Annotated in this window: 12 protein-coding genes; 6 read left to right on the plus strand and 6 right to left on the minus strand. The window is 33.3% G+C overall.

Going from position 1 to position 23404, the window contains the following annotated elements; translation table 11 throughout:
- Positions 1 to 27 precede the first annotated feature (27 nt).
- Both NLJ00_RS06385 and NLJ00_RS06390 read right to left on the minus strand, forming a co-directional pair.
- Complete coding sequence (locus NLJ00_RS06385; RefSeq protein ID WP_256636622.1) at positions 28 to 3213, minus strand: leucine-rich repeat domain-containing protein; 3186 nt, start codon at positions 3211 to 3213, stop codon at positions 28 to 30.
- 149 nt (positions 3214 to 3362) lie between these two features.
- A complete protein-coding gene (locus tag NLJ00_RS06390) occupies positions 3363 to 5843 on the minus strand; it encodes a T9SS type A sorting domain-containing protein (RefSeq protein WP_256636623.1) in 2481 nt (826 codons plus the stop codon).
- A 244-nt stretch (positions 5844 to 6087) separates the two neighbouring features.
- On the opposite strand from NLJ00_RS06390, the gene NLJ00_RS06395 reads away from it, so the two are divergent.
- From NLJ00_RS06395 to NLJ00_RS06410, 4 genes are all read left to right on the plus strand, one after another.
- The gene (locus tag NLJ00_RS06395; RefSeq protein ID WP_256636624.1) at positions 6088 to 6261 is read left to right on the plus strand and encodes a hypothetical protein; all 174 of its coding nucleotides are present in this window, start codon (positions 6088 to 6090) and stop codon (positions 6259 to 6261) included.
- A gap of 164 nt (positions 6262 to 6425) precedes the next feature.
- Positions 6426 to 8060: a S8 family peptidase gene (locus tag NLJ00_RS06400; protein WP_256636625.1), complete on the plus strand. Its 1635-nt coding sequence runs from the start codon at positions 6426 to 6428 to the stop codon at positions 8058 to 8060.
- 65 nt (positions 8061 to 8125) lie between these two features.
- Positions 8126 to 10006, plus strand: coding sequence for a M1 family metallopeptidase (locus NLJ00_RS06405; RefSeq protein ID WP_053472849.1), 1881 nt, complete (start codon positions 8126 to 8128; stop codon positions 10004 to 10006).
- Between the two features lie 281 nt (positions 10007 to 10287).
- Positions 10288 to 10677, plus strand: a complete 390-nt coding sequence (locus tag NLJ00_RS06410; protein WP_180857134.1) for a helix-turn-helix domain-containing protein — start codon at positions 10288 to 10290, stop codon at positions 10675 to 10677.
- 58 nt (positions 10678 to 10735) lie between these two features.
- Here the strand turns inward: NLJ00_RS06410 and NLJ00_RS06415 are convergent, their stop codons facing one another.
- Both NLJ00_RS06415 and NLJ00_RS06420 read right to left on the minus strand, forming a co-directional pair.
- Positions 10736 to 11932 carry a DUF418 domain-containing protein gene (locus NLJ00_RS06415; RefSeq protein WP_256636626.1) on the minus strand — a complete coding sequence of 399 codons (1197 nt, stop codon included), beginning with the start codon at positions 11930 to 11932 and terminating at the stop codon, positions 10736 to 10738.
- 179 nt (positions 11933 to 12111) lie between these two features.
- Positions 12112 to 13050, minus strand: a complete 939-nt coding sequence (locus NLJ00_RS06420) for an L-threonine 3-dehydrogenase (RefSeq protein WP_053472846.1) — start codon at positions 13048 to 13050, stop codon at positions 12112 to 12114.
- A 340-nt stretch (positions 13051 to 13390) separates the two neighbouring features.
- On the opposite strand from NLJ00_RS06420, the gene NLJ00_RS06425 reads away from it, so the two are divergent.
- Both NLJ00_RS06425 and mfd read left to right on the plus strand, forming a co-directional pair.
- Complete coding sequence (locus tag NLJ00_RS06425; protein ID WP_180857136.1) at positions 13391 to 13999, plus strand: hypothetical protein; 609 nt, start codon at positions 13391 to 13393, stop codon at positions 13997 to 13999.
- On the plus strand, positions 13992 to 17357 hold the full coding sequence (mfd, locus tag NLJ00_RS06430; protein WP_256636627.1) for a transcription-repair coupling factor: 3366 nt from the start codon (positions 13992 to 13994) through the stop codon (positions 17355 to 17357). The genes NLJ00_RS06425 and mfd overlap by 8 nt, the downstream gene beginning before the upstream one ends.
- 218 nt (positions 17358 to 17575) lie before the next feature.
- Here the strand turns inward: mfd and NLJ00_RS06435 are convergent, their stop codons facing one another.
- Together NLJ00_RS06435 and NLJ00_RS06440 are read right to left on the minus strand one after the other, a co-directional pair.
- Complete coding sequence (locus tag NLJ00_RS06435) at positions 17576 to 20947, minus strand: Ig-like domain-containing protein (protein WP_256636628.1); 3372 nt, start codon at positions 20945 to 20947, stop codon at positions 17576 to 17578.
- 228 nt (positions 20948 to 21175) lie between these two features.
- Entirely contained in the window at positions 21176 to 23356 is a 2181-nt protein-coding gene (locus NLJ00_RS06440; protein WP_256636629.1) for a glycoside hydrolase family 97 protein, read from the minus strand.
- Between the last annotated feature and the right edge of the window lie 48 nt (positions 23357 to 23404).

The following is a 23404-nucleotide window of genomic DNA, read 5'->3' on the forward strand; positions in this document are numbered from 1 at the left end:
TTTTTTAGTTGAACTAAATTGTATTGTTTATTCCAGGATTATTTTTTTTGCAGAAGCGGCATCGCCATTTATTAAGTATACATAATACACACCTCTAGGCAAACCAGATAAGTTTATGGTATTATTGTTTTCGCCATTGCTGAAAGTGAACGATTTTACTAATTGGCCTAATGAATTGTAAACGTTTGCTTTTTCTAAAATAATGTTGTTAATGTGAACCTCACCTTTAGTCGGATTTGGATAAACTAAAGCTTTATCGAAAACAGATTCTTCGATTCCTAATGAGGAACAATTTGAAGAATAAACAGCTGTCGCATCTTTTTTATCTAACCAATTTGTATTTGAATAATTTTCATCATCTACGTTAATACAAGTTAGAGTATTGTTTGTGAAATTAGAATAAGTCATATCAAAATTTTTGTTATTCCCATTTTTCAAATTCAAATATCGCAAATTATTATATTGACAATCAAATTTGTTTAACATAACATTTTTAGTTAAATCTAAAAAAGATAGTTTATTATTATTACAATTAAAAGTCTCTAAGGCCACGTATCTATTCACGTCTAAATTTTCTAGATTATTATTACTGCAAGTAAAAGTCACTAACGAGTTTTTACTCACATTTAAAGTTCTCAGTAAATTGTTATCACAGTTTAAAGTGGTTAAAGCTGGATTATTAGTTATGTTTAAAGTCGTCAATTTATTATAGGAACAATTTAAATTTGTTAAAGCAGTATTAAAAAACACATTTAGATCTTGAGAATCGTTAGAAATAGAATTATTACTTACATTTAGATAAGTTAGGTCTAAAAGGTAATATACATTGAGTGCTTTTAATCGATTTGTGTTACAATCTAAATAAGTCAAGAATGTATTTTTGTAAAGATTCAAACCTTCCAGATCATTTTTGGGACAAAACAAAGTAGTTAAAACAGTATTTTCCGTTAAATCAATATTGGAGATTTTATTTGAACCGCAATCTAAGTAAGTTAAAGATGTAAAGTCTTCAATTCCTGTTAAATTTGTAATATTGCTGGAAGACACATCTAATGATTTTAGTGAAGCTATATTGGTTGTAATTACTTTTCCATTTTTACCATCAGTATCAAGTCCTATATCTATCAATTTTTGCTCAAAAGCGGGATCAGGGATAAGAGTATAAGGAGTATTTTCACCACTGCAGTTTGAGTTGTAAAAAGCTTTTGGATCTTTATTAGGTCCCCAACTCGAAGTGCTGAAAGCGTCAACATTAATGCATGTCAAATTTGGATTGTCGATAAAGTTACGTTTACTCAATCTAAGGTTATTACCATTTTTTACATTCAGGTTAAACAGATTGTTAGAGTTGCAATAAAAAGTAGTTAGAGAACCATTATTTGAAACATCAAGATTCAATAACTTATTATTGGAGCAATCAAAGTAAGTTAACTTAATATTCTTCGAAACATCTATCTGTACCAATCGATTATTAGAACAATCAAGATAATTAAAATCAGGATTATGAGGAATTTCTAAACTAGTCAAAGCATTATAACTACAGGTTAGTTGAGTCAGCTTTAAATTATTTTTTAGGTTTAAATCTCTTATTTTTAGGCTATGGCAACTTAGGATTTTTAAATTAATATTTTTAGAAACATCAAGAAAATCTATTGTATAATTATATGAACAATTTAATGTCGTTAAAGCAATATTTTTTGAAATATCTATTGAAGACAACTTATTATTACCACAATTTAAGGAAGTTAATTCAGTAAAATCCTCAATTCCTGTAAGATCTGTGATGTTTTTGGAAGATAAATCAAGAGTTTTAACGGAAGAAATGTTTGATGTTAGTACTTTTCCAGAAAGATAACCTGAATCTAGTCCGAGATTTATTAGTTCTAGGCGAAATCTTACATCAGGAATAGCGGTGTACCTTCCGTCACAAGCTAAGGCATAAGTAGCCCCAGATTCTTTGTTTTCCGTCCAATTTTTATTTGAATAGACTATGTCATCTACAGTGATACATTTCAAATCTTTATTTCCAGAAAAACTTAAATGATAAATAGAATTCCAGTAAAAAGCATTATTATTTCCATTTTTTACATTTACACTTGTTAGGGAGTTGTCTGTGCAATATAAAGATGTCAAAGCTATGTTTTTTGAAGCATCCAGACTTGTTAGTAAATTCGCTGAACAATCTAAAGTGACTAAAGCAATGTTTTTTGAAATATCAAGACTTGTTAGTGAGTTCTTGTCGCAAAGCAGCGTGATTAAGGCAGTATTTTTTGACACATCCAGACTTGTTAATTTATTAGATGTACATTGTAAATTGGTCAAGGCTAATTTTTCAGAAACATCGAGATTTGTTAGTTTATTATTATTGCAAATAATAGTAGTTAAAGCTGAGTTTTTAGAAATATCCAAGTTTGTCAGCAAGTTGTTTTGGCAATTTAAAGTAAGTAAAGCAGTATTTTTAGTCAGATCTAAAGTTGTCAATTGTTGGCCTTGACAATTTAGTAATGTTAATGCTGTGAAATCTTGGATTCCCGTCAAATCTTTAACTAAACCAACCCCATTACTATTAGCAGTAATGTTTAAAGAAGTTAATGTAGAAATATTAGCGGTTAGCACTTTTCCGTCTGTTGGGCCAGAGTCGTGACCAAGAGCAATCAAGTTTTTTTCAAAACTCAAATCTGGAATAAGAGTATATTGCTCGGTTCCTTTAGCATAGATCTGTACATGATCTATAGTGGCATTAAACCCGATATTATCAAGAGTATTTAAAGAAATACTCAAATCGTAAGATAAATTTTGATCTGGTGTAAAAGTAGTTTCAACAGTAGTCCAGTTGTTGTTTGTGGCAAAATAACTGCTAGAAAGGGTTGTCGCACTTCCGTTTTTGTTAATGTTTAATACAATTGGGTGAGAGCCGTTATAATTGCTGCTTAAATATTTGTATTTAAATTTTACTACATAGGTAACTCCTGCAGTTAAAGGAACTTGTGTTGTAATTTTCGGAATTAAGGCACTATTTGTAAAAGATAGCGTTGCGCTGTTAAATCCTTCCCAATAATCTGCCGTATTTTGAGCAACATTGTTTTGAGTTGTCCAATCGGACAATGCTGTTTTGCTTGTCCACTTTTCAAATCCACCGTTTGGGACTAAATTTGTCTGTGCATAAATAGAAAAATTTGCTAAAAAAAGCAATAAGAGTAGTTTTGTTTTCATAGGCTGATTAATTATTGGAATACAAGGGTATAAAATATTAACGAGATTTCTTTACGTCTTTCCGTAAAAGCACTATATTTCTTAATGAAATAAAATCCCATTTTCAACTTAATGAAAATGGGATTTTTTAGTATAATGGAAGTATTATTTTATTCGACGATTACTTTTTTAGCCGAAGCTGCATCTTGATTGATTAAATACACGTAGTACACTCCTTTTGGCAAACCGCTTAAATTGATTGAATGATTTACATCGGCAGAATTTAGAGTAAATGACTTAACTAATTGCCCTAATGAATTGTAAACATTCGCTTTTTCTAAGCTTACATTTTTAATATTCAATTCGCCTTTTGTTGGGTTTGGATAAATTGCTGCTTTATTAAATACAGAATCTTCAAGTCCTAATGTACAAGTTTCGGAATAAACGGTGGTACTTTCTTTAATCTTAGACCAGTTTGCATTTGCATACGCAGCATTATCAACTTTTATACAACCAAGTTTGCTATTTTGCAAGAAGCTTGTATAAACACCAGCGGCCTTTTTACCATTTTCTGAAGGCACAACAAAATTCTCATTATTACCATTTTGAATATTTAAATACGTCAATGGATTTACGACTAAATAAATAATAGTCAAGTTTGGATTGTGAGACAAATCTAAAGTTGTTATTTGGTTAAATGCAGCATTCAAAGTTTTTAGTAAAGCATTATTGCTCAAATCTAAAGTCGTTATTTGATTGTTGTAACAATACAGTTGTTCAAGTTTTGTATTTGATACAACATTAAGTCCAGAAAGATTATTGAAGCCACAGCTTAAAAGATATAGATTTTTTAAGTTGGACACATTTAGTTCAGACAAATTGTTAAAATCAGCAAAGATGATTTCTAATTCAGGATTAGAAGATAAATCAACACTGTTTAGCTTATTATTGTCAGCAATTAAATAATGAAGGTTTTTATTTTGGGATAAATCAATTGTCGAAATTTGATTATAACTAAAAGATAAATTAAATAAATCCTTGTTTGAAGAAAGATCTAAAGTCGTTAACTTATTTCCAGACAAGGCCAATTTAGTTAAATGGACATTTTTGCTTACATCTACAGTACTTAGATTATTGTTGTCGCAATCTAAATAAGTTAAGCCCGTAAAAATTTCGATTCCGGTTAAATCTGTAATATTACTGTTAGAAAGATCTAAATAGGTAATTCCGTCTATGTCTGCACCTAATATTTTCCCATTTAGTCCATCTGTATCAATACCTAAATCAATTAATTTTTGCTCAAAATTAGAATCTGGAACTAAAACAATAGGAGGATTACATAATTTGCTAAATGTTGCCGTAGCATCTTTTTTATCCGCCCAATTTGTGTTTGAATATTCTATATTATCAACCTGAATACAGTTTAAGTTTGGATTTAAAGTCAGATTTAAAGAAGAATTTAGAATAGTATTCTTTCCGTTTTTTAAATTCAGTTCCGTTAATTGATTACTCTTTACATTCAAATTGGTTAAAGCTGTATTTTGAGAAATATCTAAATTTGTAAGTTGATTGTTTGGAGCATATAAAATAACTAGTTTTGGATTTTGTGAAATATCAAGCTGCGTTAATGCATTGTTTTGGCAATATAAAGAAATCAATAAAGGATTTTTAGATAAATCCATTGATGTTATACTATTGTTTGCAAAATAAAGATCATCCAACAATATATTTTTAGTAACATCTAAAGTTGTCAATTGATTCTTGTAGCAATACAACCATGTTATTTCAGTATTTTTAGAAACATCTAATGAGGTTAATAAATTGTCGTCGCAATTTAATTTTTTAAGAAAGCTATTGTTAGACAAATCAATAGTACTTACTTTATTATTATTGAAATTTAACTCTGTCAGCTTTGTGTTTTTAGACAAGTCAAGACTTGTTAAGTTATTATTGCTGCAATCTAAATTAGCGAGGTTAACAAAATCCTGAATTCCTGTCAAATCAGAAATTGAGCTAAACTGCATTGATAAATCTGTTACAGAAGCAATACTTGTGGTTAAAACTTTTCCATTAGTTCCATCCGTATCTATTCCTAAAGCAATTAATTTGTTTTCAAAAGCGGTGTCTGGAATTTGAGTATATTCTTCAGAAACATTATCAGTGTAAACCTGAACATCGTCAATTAAAATATCAAAAACAGCACTATCAAAACTAAACATAGAAATTGATAGATCATAAGAAAGATTCATATCTGGTGTAAAAGTTGTTTCTTTTTCTGTCCATGAATTATTAGATGCAAAAGCGCTGCTTGATATACTTGTCGCACTTCCATCCTTAGAAATTTTTAGTGAAATAGGATGATCACCACCGTAATTACTGCTAAGGTATTTGTATTTAAATTTTACAATATAGGTGATACCGGTTTTCATTGGCACCTGAGTAATGATTTTTGCAGAAGCAGTAGTAAAAGATAATTTTGCACTATACTGTCCAGCTGCTGCATCTGAGCTTGAAGTAACAGTATTCGCAACGGCCCAGTTATCAAGTGTTCCTTCAGTCCAGTTTTCAAAGTCTCCGTTCAGAACTAAATTGGTTTGAGCATAAATAGAAAAATGTGCTAAAAATAGCAGTAAAAGTAATTTTGTTTTCATAGGCTGATCTAAATGTTTTTGGTGGCACAATGATACAATAATGATTTCAGATTTTATTACGGGAAAAGGTAAAAGCCAATAGTTCTTTGATTTAAAAGAAGAGAGGTTACTTGTAAAAAAATTATGCAAAAAACGCATAAAAATAGCCAGATATCGACTAAGCAAAAGAAGAATACAGTTATATATTAGCAAAATAGCGGAAACCGAAAAGCTAATGAGTAGGTAAAAAATAAAATTAATTATTATGAATTTAGAAGATTTTATTGAAAATGCAAATGAATTAGGTGTAGTTGCACTTGAATCTGATCAATTAAAAGAAATTAGTGGAGGAATTGGAGGCCCTGCGAATAGCGGTGCAGCATGGAAAAGAGAAGCTGCTTTCCTTTATTATATGACAGAAGAGTGTTACACATGCTAACTCATCGAATTTAAATTTAAAAATCCGCTTTTTTAAAGCGGATTTTTTTAAATATGAAGTTTTTATATTTGAATAATCATAACACAGTGTTAATCGTTAGTATTTTGTAACAAAAAAAACTAATTTAGGCGCATCTTTTAACTTTACAATTATATAATAGATACATGAGTAATATAAAACCTCTTAAATTATCTGCTTTTACATTACTTGTTTTAGCAGGTTGCAGCGCGACTTTGCAAGCGCAAGTTTCAACTTCTAAAGAATTAATTACAGCGCCTTTAGCAGTTGTAAAAAAAGCTCCGGTTAGTGAAAATGAATTAAAAAGATGGAGTCATCTTGATTTAATAAAAGATTCTATTCCGGGAATGAGTGTTGATAAGGCTTACGCCGAATTACTTCAGGGAAAAACAGGTAAAAAAGTTATTGTAGGAATTGTAGATTCTGGTGTTGATATTGAACACGAAGATCTTAAAGGAATGATTTGGACTAATCCAAAAGAAATTCCAGGAAACGGAATCGACGATGATAAAAACGGATTCATTGATGATGTTCACGGATGGAATTTCCTAGGAAATGCTGTTCACGAAAATCTTGAAATGACTCGTATCGTTAAAAAGAAAGATGATGGCTCTGCAGAATATAAACAAGCTTTGACTGAGTACACAAAGAAGTATGAAGAAATAATGCAGGGTAAAGAAAGAGTAGATGTTTTATTAAATGCACATAAAACAATAAAAACGGCTCTTAATAAAGATAAATATACACTTGAAGATTTAAATTCTATTACTTCAACAGAAGGAAGTGTTTTATACAGTAAAAAAGTGATGACTCAAGTTTTGACAAACACAGGACCCGATTTTGATCCAGAAACTGAATTTGAGGAATATAGAAAATATATTTACGATCAATTAAACTACAATTTAAATAAAGAATATGACGGAAGAAAAATTGTAGGGGATAATCCAGAAGATATTAAAAACAACCATTATGGTAACAATATTGTTTTTGGTCCGGATAAAGAAGAAGCACTTCACGGAACTCACGTTGCCGGAATCATTGCACAAGTTCGCGGCAATAATTTAGGTGGAGACGGAGTAGCAAACAATGTAGAAATCTTAACAGTAAGAGCCGTTCCAGATGGAGATGAATATGATAAAGATATCGCTCTTGCAATTCGTTATGCCGTTGATAATGGTGCAAAAGTAATCAACGGAAGTTTCGGAAAAAGTTTTTCTCCGCACAAGCAATGGGTTTACGATGCTATTAAATATGCAGCAAAAAAAGATGTTTTAATTGTTCACGCAGCAGGTAACGATGGTTACAATATCGACGAAACAAAAAATATCAATTATCCAAACGATTCTCAGGACAATATCAAAGAATTTGCTGATAACGTAATCACAATTGGGGCAATTAACAAAGAATATGGAGAAACTGTTGTGGCAGGGTTTTCAAACTTCGGAAAAATAAATGTAGACGTTTTTGCTCCGGGTGAAGAAATTTATGCAACAGTTCCAAACAACAAATACAAATACTTGCAGGGAACTTCAATGGCGTCTCCAAATGCGGCAGGTGTTGCAGCCTTGATTCGTTCTTATTATCCAAAATTAAAAGCTTCTCAGGTTAAGAAAATTTTAATGGATTCTGGAGTTGCTCTTCCGGCAAAAGTGGTTCTTGGCGCAAGCGAAAATCCAAATGAAAAACCAGTTGCAGTTTCTTCTGCAGAATCATCAAAAACAGCAAAAATGGTAAATGCTTACAACGCTTTATTAATGGCTGAAAAAATGTCGAAGAAATAAACAATATATAGAATACTAATCCAATGGAAGAGCCGCAGCTCTTCCATTTTCATTATTAAATTAACATGCGAAAAATTATTTTACTTTCTTTTTTGAGCTTAGGTTTAAACGCTTCTTTTGCCCAAAGTACCCCATATTGGCAGCAACATGCCGACTATAAAATGGAGGTTTCAATGGATGTAAAAAACTATCAGTATAAAGGGAAACAAGAATTGGTTTATACCAATAATTCTCCTGATACATTAAGAAAAGTGTTTTATCATTTATTCCCAAATGCTTTTCAGCCGGGAAGTGAAATGGACGCTCGTCTTCATTTTATCAAAGATCCTGATGGAAGAATGGTAAATAAAGTAAAAACTGCCGACGGAAAAGAGGTAAAACAAAGCCGTATTGAATCTTTGAAACCAAATGAAATTGGGTATTTAAAAATTTCTGATTTCAAACAAGACGGAATTTCAGCGCAGACAAGAGTTTCAGGAACTATTTTAGAGGTGATTTTGCCTAAACCAATTTTGCCAAATTCAAAAACTACTTTTACTTTAGGTTTTGATGGACAAGTTCCTGTGCAGATTCGTCGTTCTGGAAGAAACAATTCTGAAGGCGTTGAACTTTCAATGTCACAATGGTATCCAAAATTAGCCGAATTTGATTTTGAAGGATGGCACGCAGATCCATACATCGCAAGAGAATTTCACGGTGTTTGGGGTAATTTTGATGTAAAAATTACAATCGACAAAGACTATACAATTGGAGGTTCTGGATATTTACAAGACAAAAACACAATTGGTCACGGTTATGAAGATGCTGGTGTAACAGTTGTTTATCCGAAAAAAGCAAAAACATTAACATGGCATTTTATTGCGCCAAACGTTCACGATTTTACCTGGGCAGCTGATAAAGAATATACACATGATATTGTAAAAGGGCCAAACGGTGTTGATTTGCATTTCTTCTACAAAAACAATGAAAAAACAACTGCAAACTGGAAACAGTTAGAACCATTAATGGTAAAAGTAATGGATTATTACAACCATAGAGTTGGAGCATATCCATACAAACAATACTCTTTTATTCAGGGCGGTGACGGCGGAATGGAATATGCAATGTGTACTTTGATGTTAGGAAACGGAACTCTTGAAGGAATTCTTGGAACTGCAACACACGAATTAGGGCACTCTTGGTTCCAGCATATTTTAGCTTCAAACGAATCAAAACACCCTTGGATGGACGAAGGATTTACAACTTACATCGAAGACAGTGCTTTGAATGAATTAAAAGGAGATAAAAAAGAAGCAAATCCGTTTAAAGGAACTTATGCTGCTTATTACAGTTTAGTTAATTCTGGAAAAGAACAGCCACAGACAACACATGGAGATCGTTACGATGAAAATCGTCCATACAGTATTTCATCTTATGTAAAAGGATGTATCTTTTTAGCACAATTAGAATATGTAATTGGGAAAGAAAGCCTGGACGCTACTTTAAAAAGATATTTCAATGATTTTAAATTCAAACATCCAACTCCAAACGATATCAAAAGAACTGCAGAAAGAGTTTCTGGAGCAGAATTAGATTGGTATTTAATCGATTGGGCACAAACTGCTAATACAATTGATTACGGAATTAAAGACGTTGCTGATAATTCAGGAAAAACAACAATTTCTTTAGAAAGAATTGGAAGAATGCCAATGCCAATCGATTTAAAAGTAGATTATACAGACGGAACTTCTGAAAACTTCTACATTCCGTTAAGAATGATGAATTTCATTAAACCGAATCCAAATCCAAACGAAAAAAGAACAGTTTTAGAAGATTGGGCTTGGGCAATGTCAAACTACAGTTTTACAATTGACAAGAACAAAACAGCAATCAAAAAAATCACAATTGATCCAAGCGGATTAATGGCTGATGTAAAACCTGCAAATAATGTTTTTGAAGTGAAATAATTTACTTTATAAAATAATAAAAGCCCTTAAAATTAATTTTTTAAGGGCTTCTTTATTTAATTCAAACCATGTGTTAAACGGAAACAAAACAGAATCAATAATATTTGAAACATAAAAGCTTCAGAATATTTTTTACTCAATACTTGTATGAAAAATTGTATTTTTGTTATTGCGAATAAAATACAGATCATAAAGAAACTCTTTAAAATTGTTTCTTACCGAAACAATGTGTTTTTTACCAAAAACTATTTTGCAAAAAGAATTTTAAATATCTTTGAATTATGAGCACACTAACAAAACCAAATCATATAGGGCGAAAAATAAGCCGTATTCGTGAACTTCGCGATATGAAGCAGGAAGCTTTGGCACAAGCTTTAGGCACGAGCCAGCAGACTGTTTCAGCTATTGAAAACAGCGAAACAATTGATGATGAAAAACTTCAGGCAATTGCCGAAATATTAGGCGTAACTGTTGAAGGAATTAAAAATTTCTCTGAAGAAGCGGTTTTAAATATTATTGGAAATACATTAAATGACGGAAGTGTTATTAATGGAAATGCATATCACTGCAATTTTAATCCTCTTGATAAAGTTGTGGAACTTTATGAGCGTTTGGTTCAGTCTGAAAAAGAAAAAGTTGAATATTTAGAGAAATTATTGAAGGGAAAATAATTCACGAAATTAAAATCAGAAGAGGATATGTTTTTGCATATCCTCTTTTTTTTCAAATTTATACTGTTTTTACTTCCGAAATAATATCAGATTGCTTTTTCTTAAACGGAAACATCTTTCTGTAACTTAAAACTCTCCACAACCATTCAACTGGGCCATAATTAAATTTTGAAAGCCACCATTTGCTTATAAACAATTGAATTGTAAAAACAAAAATCGCTAAGAAAAAGTAAAACCAATATGGCAGCGTATTATAAATTTTGAAACCAATTCCAGAGAAAAGAAAACATGCAATAATATTTTGCACTAAATAATTGGTCAGCGTCATTTTACCGCTCACTCTAAAATAACTGAAAATTGTTTTCAGTTTTCCGTTAGTATACAGCAAACAAATTCCAGACGCGATACATATCATTGTATTTATTATGATCCAAAAAACGGGATGAAAAACAGGGAAAGTTACTTTCTGCTTAATTGCAATTTCAAAAAGAACACCTGCAATTATTGCTAAAATCAATGTTATCAAAAAAGTTCTTTTTAATAGTTTTTTAAATTCAGGCAAACGATTAAAAAAGTTAATTTTTTGAGCGTAAAAACCCAAAAGCATAAGCGCAAACATTACAACATGAACCGTAACGGCATACACGAGATTAATCATTTCCTGATAATAAGTTCCCAGTAAATTAAATTGAAATACATCAAGCCAATTATCAGAATAAAATAATTTTAAATATTTAGCAGTAGATTGTACATCTGGCAATGTTTGTTTTATCGAATTAATATAAGCAGTAAGAAACGGAACAGATAAAAGAAGAATTCCAGACGTTATTAAAATTGTTCTCGGCGAACTTCTGTAAAATAACAAAAGCAATAAGCCTAAAAAAGCATAATCTTTTAAAATATCGCCCAGCCAAAAAGCAGAATTTATAAAAGCAAAAATGAACAGGATAAACATTCTCCAGCAAAAAAAGGAAACAGGATTTTTGCCTTTTTCAGCAACATTATTAATAAGAATAGCAAATCCGTAACCAAATAAAATGCTTAACAAAGTCCAGGATTTAGCAGAAAAAAAGTAGAGATTGAAATAGCTGATAATCTCAGAAAAAATTCCTTTTTTCATGATAAAACGCTCTAATCCGATGTAGCGGAAGTCGACATAATTTCCTATTGCAACTCCTAATAAAGCCCATCCCCGTAAAATATCTACAATAGCGGTTCTTTTATCTTCTTGAATGGGCTGAAATGAATTTGTCATAAATTAAAATGGTTTTTTGGGGTATAAATGTTTTTGGTTAATGTATTCAAATGTAAGAAAATAATCTAGAAATCAATTTTTATAACATTATGTGAAATCAAAATAAGACATAAAAAAAATCTCGTTTAAAATTCATTTCTGAAAATTAAACGAGACTTATTTTATTTTTATTTTTGGACTTAACTCAAATGTTCAATCATATCTTTTGTCATTGATTCCAAATCAAATTTATGATTCCATTTCCAGTCTTCTCTTGCAGAAGAATCATCAATACTTGCCGGCCAGCTGTCTGCTATTTTTTGACGGAAATCTGGATTATAAGTAATTTCAAATTCCGGAATATGTTTCTTGATTTCAGCAGCAATTTCAGTTGGAGTAAAACTCATTGCAGCTAAATTGTATGAAGAATGGATTTTAATTTCTTCTGCCGGAGCTTTCATGATATTGATGGTTGCTTCAATCGCATCATCCATATACATCATCGGCATTTTTGTTTCAGATGATAAAAAGCACTCGTATTTTTTATCGGCAATAGCCTTATAAAAAATATCAACCGCATAATCTGTAGTTCCGCCGCCCGGAGGAGTAGACCAGCTTATTAAACCCGGATAACGAATACTGCGAACATCAACACCGTAAATATTATGATAGTATTCGCACCATCTTTCTCCCGCTTGTTTGCTAATTCCGTAAACCGTTGAAGGTTCCATAATAGTATATTGCGGTGTATTTTCTTTTGGAGTTGTCGGTCCAAAAACAGCAATACTTGAAGGCCAGAAAATCTTTTGGATTTTTTTAGCTTTAGCCAGATTCAAAACATGAAAAAGCGAATTCATATTCAAATCCCACGCAAAAGCCGGATTCTTTTCTGCCGTTGCAGACAAAAGCGCAGCCATTAAATAAACATCAGTAATTTTATGAACTTCTACCAAATGTTCTATTTGATTAAAATCTAAAGCATTAACCACTTCAAAAGGTCCTGAATTAACAACATCAGTATTTAATTTTCGAATATCAGAAGCGATCACATTTTCGGTTCCGTATAATTTACGCAGTTTTTGCGTCAGTTCAGTTCCAATCTGACCGCAGGCGCCAATGATTAATATTTTTGGATTCATTTGTTTAGATTTAGTGTTGCAAATATAACGTTTTCGCAAATATCAACGTTTTTTCAAACATTAAATTATAAAATTAACAATGATAAAGATCGTTTTTTAGATTATTCTCTATTCAAAACTTTGTGCAAAAGGATTTTTTGCCACAGATTTCACAGATTTAATGGATTATTTTCTCAAAACTTAATTTAAAAAATTATTTTAATCTGTGACACGAGCGATAGCGAACTGGCGAAGCAAATCTGTGGCAAAAAAATAACCTTGATTTATAGAATCTTTAGTAAAAAACACAATTCGTAATTGTAAATTTACTTCGTAACTTTGCACCCTAACATTTTATCAAATGAAATATAAAATAGCGCTGTTTTTACTCTTGATTTTTGTACTTCAATCATGTCAAAATGAGAATGAAAAGCGTCTTGCCGAAAATGCGAAAGAAGCTAAAAAGAATGAAAAAATCTTTAACAATATCAATAAAGCCTGGATTTTTATAGACGAACCAATAAATGATGTTTCAGAACAAAATGTAAAAGGCTGGACAGAGTGGCGTGATTTCCTAAAAGAAATAGGAGACAAGCCGAGAAAAACTATAGGCGCTTTTCAAAAAAAATCAACAGCGATTTCTAAAAAGGCGATAGCTTTAAACAATAATATTCCGTCACAATTTAATCAGCCGCAAATAAAAGCGAGAATTGCTATTTTGATTACCAAAGTCAAAATGATGGATTTGTTTATTCATTTAAATCAAATTCCAGATGATAAAGTTGCTTTTTTAATTGGCGAAATAAATAAGGAGTTAGTTTCGTTAGAAAGACAAATGGATAAAATTGTCGAAAAAGCAAAAATTCCAAAAGAAGAAGGAGAAGCTGATTTCCTTAAAATGTTAGACACAACCCGCGCAATCCCGAATTCTGCGCCTCCCATAGATCAAAATTTACCAAGAGTTGAGTAAAAACGCCTTATATACGATATACGACAATTTGCCAAAAGCACAGCAAATTGCAGCCAATTTATTAGAAGGAAATCAGATAAAAATGCACCTTCAAGGTTTGTTGGGATCTGCAGTTTCCTTTTTAATACGCTCTGTTTTTAAGAAAACAGAACTGCCTTTTTTGATTGTTTTAGACAACAAAGAAGAAGCGGCGTATTACCTAAACGATCTGGAACAGATGATTGGCGAACAGGATGTTTTGTTTTATCCCGCTTCATTTCGTCGTCCGTATCAAGTTGATGAAACAGACAATGCGAATGTTTTGCTTCGTGCTGAGGTTTTAAACCGAATTAATTCCCGAAAAAAACCGGCGATAATTGTTACGTATCCCGAAGCACTTTTTGAAAAAGTCGTTACACGTCAGCAATTAGATAAAAACACTTTAAAAGTAGCGCTTAACGATAAAATTTCGATTGATTTTATCAATGAAGTTTTGTTTGAATACGAGTTTAAAAGAGTTGATTTTATTACAGAACCCGGAGAATTTTCGGTTCGTGGGGGAATTGTCGATGTCTTTTCTTTTTCAAACGATCATCCGTATAGAATTGAATTTTTTGGAAATGAAGTGGACAGCATCAGAAGTTTTGATGTAGAGACGCAATTATCTGTAGAAACGCATAAAAAAATCACGATTATCCCGAATGTTGAAAACAAGATATTTCAGGAAAACCGCGAAAGCTTTTTAGATTATATTGCCGAGAAAACAGTACTATTTATTCAAAATACTGACGGTCTTTTTAGTCAGTTAGACAAGCAATTTGCAAGGGCAGAAGAAGCTTTTGGAAAACTTTCGAAAGAAATAAAACATGCCGAACCGGAGCAATTATTTTTAAATCAGAGTTCGTTTATAAAACGAGCTTTAGATTTTTCGATTGTTGAATTGGCTTCAAAACCAATTTTTAAAACCACTAAAAAATTCGAATTTCATATTCAGCCTCAGCCATCTTTCAACAAACAATTTGATTTGTTATTGAATAATTTGAGCGACAATCATTTTAACGGATATAAAAATTATTTGTTCTGTTCGAATGAAACGCAGGCAAAACGTTTTCATGATATTTTTGAATCTTTAGATGAAGCCAATTCGGAGAACATCAGGAAACAGTATAACACTATTGTACTGCCTTTATACCAAGGTTTTATTGACGAAGAAAATCAAATAACAGCTTATACTGATCATCAGATTTTTGAGCGTTATCATAAATTTAATATCAAAAACGGATATTCGAAAAAGCAGAATATTACGCTTAAAGAATTAACGGCACTTTCGGTTGGCGATTATGTAACGCATATCGATCACGGAATTGGAAAGTTTGGCGGATTGCAGAAAATTCAGGTGGAAGGCAAAACGCAGGAAGCCATAAAATTGGTTTATGCTGATAATGATATTGTTTATGTAAGCATTCACTCGCTTCATAAAATCTCTAAATACAACGGAAAAGACGGAACACCGCCGAAAATTTATAAATTAGGATCGAACGCCTGGAAGGTTTTAAAACAAAAAACCAAAGCGCGTGTCAAACATATTGCCTTCAACCTGATTCAGTTGTATGCAAAACGTCGTTTGGAAAAAGGTTTTCAGTTTGCACCTGATAGTTATCTTCAAAACGAATTAGAAAGTTCGTTTATTTATGAAGATACACCAGATCAAACTAAATCGACGCAAGAAGTAAAAGCTGACATGGAAAGCGATCGCCCAATGGATCGTTTGGTTTGTGGTGACGTTGGTTTCGGAAAAACAGAAGTTGCGATTCGTGCCGCTTTTAAAGCGGTTGACAATAGTAAGCAAGTTGCAGTTTTAGTTCCCACAACTATTTTGGCATATCAGCATTACAGAACTTTTTCGGAACGTTTAAAAGATATGCCGGTAACAATTGGTTACTTAAACCGATTTAGAACTGCAAAACAAAAAACGCAGACTTTAAAAGATTTAGCCGAAGGTAAACTCGATATCGTAATTGGAACGCATCAATTAGTAAATAAAAATGTAGTTTTTAAGGACTTAGGTTTATTGATTGTTGATGAGGAACAAAAGTTTGGAGTTAACGTAAAAGATAAATTAAAAACCATTGCTGCGAATGTTGATACGTTGACATTAACGGCAACGCCAATTCCAAGAACGCTTCAGTTTTCATTAATGGCGGCTCGCGATTTATCTGTAATTACAACGCCTCCGCCAAACAGATATCCAATTGAAACGAATGTGGTTGGTTTTAATGAAGAGATTATTCGTGATGCGATTTCGTATGAAATTCAAAGAAACGGACAAGTTTTCTTTATCAATAATAGAATTGAAAACATAAAAGAAGTGGCCGGAATGATTCAGCGTTTGGTTCCAAATGCAAGAGTTGGAATTGGTCACGGACAAATGGACGGTGCGAAACTTGAAGATTTGATGTTAGGTTTTATGAACGGAGATTTTGATGTTTTGGTAGCAACGACAATTATTGAAAGTGGTTTGGACGTTCCAAATGCCAACACGATTTTCATCAATAATGCCAATAATTTTGGATTGTCAGATTTGCATCAAATGCGTGGCCGCGTTGGACGAAGCAATAAAAAAGCATTCTGTTATTTCATCTGTCCGCCATATTCATCAATGACCGAAGATGCGAGAAAACGTATTCAGGCTTTGGAACAATTCAGCGAATTGGGAAGCGGTTTTAATATTGCGATGAAAGATCTTGAAATTCGTGGAGCTGGAGATTTATTAGGAGGAGAACAAAGCGGTTTCATTAACGAAATTGGTTTTGATACGTACCAAAAAATCATGAACGAAGCGATTGAAGAATTGAAGGAAAACGAATTCAAGGATTTATATCCGGAAGAAAATAATATCGACACAAAAGAATACGTAAAAGACATTCAAATCGATGCCGATTTTGAGCTTTTATTCCCAGATGAATATATCAATAACGTTTCGGAACGTTTGGTTTTATATAATGAATTAGGTGCGATAAAAGATGAAGCTGGTTTACAGGAATTCGAAAGAAAACTAATTGACCGTTTCGGACCTTTGCCAAAACAAGCGACGGCATTGCTAAACAGCATTAGAATAAAATGGATTGCAACGAAAGTGGGAATCGAGAAATTAGTTTTGAAACAAGGAAAAATGATTGGTTATTTCGTTTCAGATCAGCAATCAGATTATTATCAATCGGTGAAGTTTAGAAATGTTTTAAATTTTGTTCAGAAGCATAGTAATCTTTGCAAAATGAAAGAAAAACAAACTGTGAACGGATTACGTTTGTTATTGACTTTTGAGAATGTGAAGTCGATTAAACGGGCTTTGGAGTTGATGGAGTTGTTTGAGGAGTAAATATAAAGTTTGCCACGAATTTCACGAATTTCCACTAATTCTTTTTTGCCACAGATTAAAAGGATTTAAATGATTTTTTTTAATTCTCATAATCCTTTTAATCTGTGGCAAAAATTTTAAAAATAAATTCGTGCTAATTAGTGGAATTAGTGGCAAAATAAAATAAAAAATGGCGTATGAGATTATCATACGCCATTTAGTTTTAATCTAAAACAGAATTATTTAACGATCAGTTTTTTAGTCACTTTAAAATCTTTAGAAACAATATTTACAATATAAATTCCTGAAGCTAAACGATGATCGATTTTTCCTGAAGTTGAAAGTCTTTCAGTTAAAACCGTTCTTCCGTTCATGTCTGAAACTGAAATCGCAGCAGAATCTCCGTTTTCTAATTCTGGCAGTAAAACATAAAATTCATTATTCGTTGCCGGATTTGGATAAATACCAATTACTTTTTCAGTTTCTGAGACGTCATTAATTGTTATTGCAGTTTTTCCTGTTCCAACTGTTGTTGGTTCTAATTGCCATTGTGCGCTGTACCAGCCGTCTTGCGAATTTCCATATTGTGCAGAACCCGTTTGATTTTCAACATGAATAATGTTTCCAGTCTGCCATCTGTTTCTTAGACGAACCCAAGTTCCGTCGATATAATCACTAGACCATTGCGCGCTCCAGAAAGTAGTATCTGTTATATTAGATTGAACTGTTCCGGTTTGACTTTCAATATTCATTAGTTCACCAGTTGCCACATTTTTAAGAACGAAATAAGTGGCGTCAATAGCAATTTTCTGCCATTTATAGCTGTTGCCAGAAACTGTAGTTCCGTAACCAACATTTGCTCCGGAATCAGATAAATAGGCACCAGTCCATCTGTTTTTAATAGTGTAATAATTTCCTCCCGTTGAAGTTGAAACCGTTACGGCGCATGTACTTGTTTTACTTCCGTCAACTGTTGTAACTGTAATTGTTGCTGTTCCGTTTGCAACAGCAGTAATCAAACCTGAACCATTTACAGTTGCCACAGCTGTATTGCTTGAACTATAATTTACAGATTTGTTTGTTGCATTTGCAGGAAGGACAGTTGGCGTTAATTGCTGTGTTCCTCCAATAGATAATGATGCTGAACTTGGACTTAAACTCACACTCGTAACCGCAACATTTGATGCATTTACTGTAACTGCACAAGTTGCAGTTTTTGCTCCATCCTGTGTTGTAACAGTAATTGTTGCAGAACCCGCAGCGACAGCAGTTATTAATCCTGAACTGTTTACTGTTGCAACAGCTGTATTACTTGAACTATAAGTTACCGCTTTATTCGTCGCATTTGAAGGATTAACAGTTGGAGTTAATTGCTGTGTTGCGCCAACCAATAATGTTGAAGTTGTTGGAGACAAAGTTACACTTGTAACGGCAACAACAGTTCCCGGATTTGAATCGTACCAAGTCGTATTCATGTACCAGCCTGTTTTGTTTCGGCTTAAATCGGCAGTTTGGTTTGTTCCGTCGTTAAAAATTAAATTAGTTGACGTTACATTTGTAAATGTGTAGCTGTACCATCCATTTCCGGCATCGGTCATGTTTACGCCCGGCCAGTTTACAGCTGCTAAAACTCCTGTTGGAAGAGCATTCCAGTAATAAATTTTAATTCCTGTTCCCCAGTTTGATGGTTTATAAAAATAAACCGTAAAATTAGTATTTGGATTTACGGTAATCGTTGCCGAAGCTGTTTTATTTCCGTCTTGTGTAGTTGTTGTAATCGTTGCAGTTCCAGCAGAAACCGCTGTTACAAGTCCGCTTGAATTTACGGTTGCAATTGCAGTATTGCTTGAACTCCAGGTTACATTTTTATTAGTTGCATTTGCAGGTGAAATTGTCGCTGAAAGCTGTTGTGTATTTCCTGCATACAAACTCGCTGTAGTTGGTGAAACTGCTACTGAAGAAACAGGAATCGCAGCGACAGTTACAGCCGAAGTTGCTGTTTTATTTCCGTCAACTGTTTTTACCGTAATAGTTGTTGTTCCTGCAGCAACGGCTGTAACTAAACCAGATGCATTTACAGTTGCAACCGCTGTATTGCTTGATGTCCATGTTAAGTTTTGGTTTGTTGCATTTGCCGGAGCAATTGCAGCATTTAATTGTTGTGTAGATCCTAAACCAACTGTTACCGTTGTTGGACTTACAGAAACTCCTGTAACAGCTACAACCGGAGCATTTGTATTGGTTAAAACCAAATATTCATAAGCAGCAAATGTTCTTGTTGCGCCTGTTGTTAAAGTTACCGAAGCATTGTTATTATACGGATTTACGTAAGTTCCTGCTAACGCTGCAGGAATTACATACGATTTTGAGGCATTTCTCAAATTCGACATTACAATAACTTTTTCTGTACCTAATGTTTTAGTGAAAATACTGATGTCATCATTCGCATACGTGGTTAAATCACCGCGTCTGATAGCTGCGCTTGTTGTTCTGAAATTTAAGATTTTTGCGAAATCTGCTGCCGCAGTTGGATTTTGAGACCAGTTGAATTTAAAGTTCGTCCAAGGCCAGTCTGTTTTTGGTTCGTAGTCGATTTCTTGTCCGCTCATTAAAAAAGGAACACCTTTCATATAAGCTGAAACTAAGAAGTTAGCAACAACTCCGTTGTGGCTTTTGAATACAATAATTGGTCTTCTTACGCCATCATCATTTGTATAAGTATCATGATTTCCAGTGTATCTAACGATTTGCTGATTTCCAGTCGCTTTAGCATACTCATATGTAGACTGGTCCTGAAGCCTTTGAGAAACAGGGCCTCCATTAGCAATGTCATATAAACCGCTGTGAAACCATCTGTCGCCATAATTCATGTCGAAACCAACTTGAAAGTTCTCTTGTCTGTCTCCTTCGGCTAACATTAATAAATTATGAGAAGAAATTCCTCTAAGGTTTGAATTAACTTCAGACCAAAAATCTAAAGGTGGATTATTCGCATAATCGCAGCGGTATCCATCAATGTTGGCAGCGAAAATCCAATAGCGCATTGCATCTTTAATAGCTGCTCGCGTAGCTGAATTATTAAGATCAAGTGCAGCAATATCAGAGAAGTTTCCTAATTGCTGAATTGTTGTTCCGGTTCTTTTATAATATTCCGGATGTGAAACTGTCCAGACATTATCCCAGGAAGTTCCGTTGATGGCGATATCCAAGATAACGGCCATTCCGCGGCTGTGAGCTCCATCAACTAAAGTTCTTAAATCAGCAAGTGAACCATATTCTGATCCTACGGCTTTAAAATCTTTAATACAATAAGGCGAAGCCGAACTTCGGGAATCTGTACCGTGCGGATAAATGGGCATTAAATAAATAACATTGGTACCGAGTGCTTTTATATTATCTAATCGGGCGGTTACTCCGGCTAAATTTCCGTTGGCACTAAACGGACGTATGTGAACCTGATACATGTTTACATCTCGTGTATCGGGTACGCCTGCAAATGGCGTTCCGTATTGAGGCGGATCTTGTGCATAAACTGAACTTGCAAATAATAATAGAAAACAGACTAGTGTTTTCGTAATATGAAATAATCTAGTGGTAATTTTGATTTTCATAATAGTAGTTTTTTTGCATGCTTGTCAGCATTTCTTAACTAAAATTCATTCTCACTCGCATTGTTTTTAAATTTGACAAACATTTTGTGGTTAATAGTTTTTAAGTAGTAAAGTTGTTTTTTGCTCAGAAATGAGCATAAGTTTTTTCGCCACGAATTGCGCGAATTAACACAAATTTTAATCTGCGTTCTTAATTCGTGCAATTAGTGGCAAAAAAAACTCAGTAATCTATAACTTTTTCAATCCCTTTAATTCTTCAGCATTTGCTTCTTTGATGCTGATTGCAGTACCTCCGCCCGGAGCTAAATACTGCTTTAATTTGCTTTTTGAGTTTACAACAACTTTGGTAACGGTATACTTTTGTGGATTTTGATTCCAATTAGCTTCTTTGGCATCAGCATAAATAGTGGCGATGAAATTTTTTCCTGCAGGTAAATAATCAAATGAAATGTTTGCTGTTCTTGCATTTTCATCTGTAATTCCGCCAATAAACCACTCATTTTTACCTTTTGCTTTACGTGCAATTGTAATGTAATCTCCAGGTTCAGCTTCTAAAATATAACTGTTGTCCCAATCTACAGCAACATCTTTAATGAACTGAAATGCATCAGGAAAACGTTCATAATTTCCCGGAATATCAGCAGCCATTTGCAGCGGACTGTACATGGTTACATAATATGCCAATTGTTTTACCAAAGTGGTATTTACTCGTTGCGAACTTCCTGTTCCGTAATACGAAAGATCGGTTTGGAAAATTCCCGGAGTATAATCCATTGGGCCTCCCATTAAACGTGTAAATGGTAAAATCGTAGTGTGATCAGGAGCTAATCCTCCCATAGATTCAAACTCGGTGCCGCGCGCTGACTCCTGAGCGATCCAGTTTGGAAAAGTTCTGTTTAAACCTGTAGGGCGAACCGCTTCGTGGCTGTCAATCATAATTTTATAATCGGCAGCACGTTTGGCTACGTTAATGTAATGATTCACCATCCATTGTCCGTCATGATGTTCGCCGCGCGGAATAATTTTTCCCACATAGCCTGTTTTTACAGCATCGTAACCATTGTCGTTCATAAATTGAAAAGCACGATCTAAACGACGTTCGTAATTGGTTGCAGATCCTGATGTTTCGTGGTGCATGATAATTTTTACCCCTTTTGAGGCAGCATATTCATGAACTGCTTTTACATCAAAATCCGGATATGCTGTTACGTAATCAAAAACTTCTTCTTTCCAGTTGTTGATCCAGTCTTCCCAGCCAATGTTCCAGCCTTCGATAAGGATCGCATCGAAACCATTTTTAGACGCAAAATCAATATATTCTTTTGCACGTTCTGTTGTGGCTCCGTGTTTTCCGTTTGGAGTAAGTTTTGTAAAATCATCTGTTAATTTCACATTGTTCTCTTTTCCAAAAGCCCAGGTACTTCTTCCGGCTACAAAATATTCCCACCAAATTCCGATGAATTTTACGGGTTTAATCCACGAAACATCTTTATAACTTGTTGGTTCGTTAAGGTTTAAAATTAATTTTGAAGCTAAAATATCTGTTGCTTTATCGCTTACTACAATGGTTCTCCAAGGCGATTGTGCATCGGTCTGCATATAACCTTTTGCACCAACTGCATCTGGGGCCAAATGACTCATCATTTTGTTGTTTACGGCATCAACTTCAAGGTACATTGCCGGATAATTGATTAATCCTGCTTCGTGAATGTTGATGTATAAACCATCATCTGATTTCATCATTGACGGTGTTTGTACTGCTAATTCTTTTATTGGCCACTGCGAATTGATTTCGATAGTAGCTTTTTTCATCAGCGAAGGAATTTCTGAAATTTTTGATGTTGTATAAGCATATTCGTTAGTATCATAATCTCCCGGAATCCAGAAAATTTTATGATTTCCAGCCAAATTAAACTGTGAACGTTCTTCTTTTATTACAAAATAGCTTAGATCATTTTGTTTTGGAAATTCATATCTAAACCCCAATCCGTCGTTGAATAAACGGAAACGAATACGAATAAATCTATTGTTATTTTTTGCTTGAGCTAATGTGACAACCAATTCGTTGTAATGATTACGAATTGTTTTTTCTTCGCCTAAAACCGGATTCCAATTTTCATCAACAGAAGATTGTGCTGTGTTTGTAATGGTAAAACCATCCAAAAACGAAGGCATATTTTGAAGTTCTAAACCCAAAGAACTTGGTTTTATAACTGCTTTTTGTTTGTATGATAATTGGTAAGACGGAATTCCGCCTTCTTTTAATTCAAATTTTAAAGAAAGATTTTTGTCTGGCGAAGTTATTTCTTGTGCCTGAAGCCAAATTGTGCTTACAATTGCAAAAAATAAAAGCGCTGTTTTTTTGCTCAAACGAATTTGAAGCAATGATTTTTGGGATTGAAAATTCATGTTATTTAGTTTTTGGCAAATCTAATTTTATTTAAAGATGCTTTTTCG

It is taken from the genome of Flavobacterium panici (assembly GCF_024499525.1).
In the GTDB taxonomy this organism is placed as follows: Bacteria; Bacteroidota; Bacteroidia; order Flavobacteriales; family Flavobacteriaceae; genus Flavobacterium; species Flavobacterium panici.

Bases quoted from the DNA above. Each gene is read 5' to 3' on its own strand.
- NLJ00_RS06385 (WP_256636622.1), bottom strand. From the start codon at position 3,213: ATGAAAACAAAACTACTCTTATTGCTTTTTTTAGCAAATTTTTCTATT.
- NLJ00_RS06410 (WP_180857134.1), top strand. From the start codon at position 10,288: ATGAGCACACTAACAAAACCAAATCATATAGGGCGAAAAATAAGCCGT.
- NLJ00_RS06405 (WP_053472849.1), top strand. From the start codon at position 8,126: ATGCGAAAAATTATTTTACTTTCTTTTTTGAGCTTAGGTTTAAACGCT.
- NLJ00_RS06435 (WP_256636628.1), bottom strand. From the start codon at position 20,947: ATGAAAATCAAAATTACCACTAGATTATTTCATATTACGAAAACACTA.
- NLJ00_RS06425 (WP_180857136.1), top strand. From the start codon at position 13,391: ATGAAATATAAAATAGCGCTGTTTTTACTCTTGATTTTTGTACTTCAA.
- NLJ00_RS06400 (WP_256636625.1), top strand. From the start codon at position 6,426: ATGAGTAATATAAAACCTCTTAAATTATCTGCTTTTACATTACTTGTT.
- NLJ00_RS06395 (WP_256636624.1), top strand. From the start codon at position 6,088: ATGAATTTAGAAGATTTTATTGAAAATGCAAATGAATTAGGTGTAGTT.
- NLJ00_RS06420 (WP_053472846.1), bottom strand. From the start codon at position 13,050: ATGAATCCAAAAATATTAATCATTGGCGCCTGCGGTCAGATTGGAACT.
- NLJ00_RS06390 (WP_256636623.1), bottom strand. From the start codon at position 5,843: ATGAAAACAAAATTACTTTTACTGCTATTTTTAGCACATTTTTCTATT.
- NLJ00_RS06415 (WP_256636626.1), bottom strand. From the start codon at position 11,932: ATGACAAATTCATTTCAGCCCATTCAAGAAGATAAAAGAACCGCTATT.
- NLJ00_RS06440 (WP_256636629.1), bottom strand. From the start codon at position 23,356: ATGAATTTTCAATCCCAAAAATCATTGCTTCAAATTCGTTTGAGCAAA.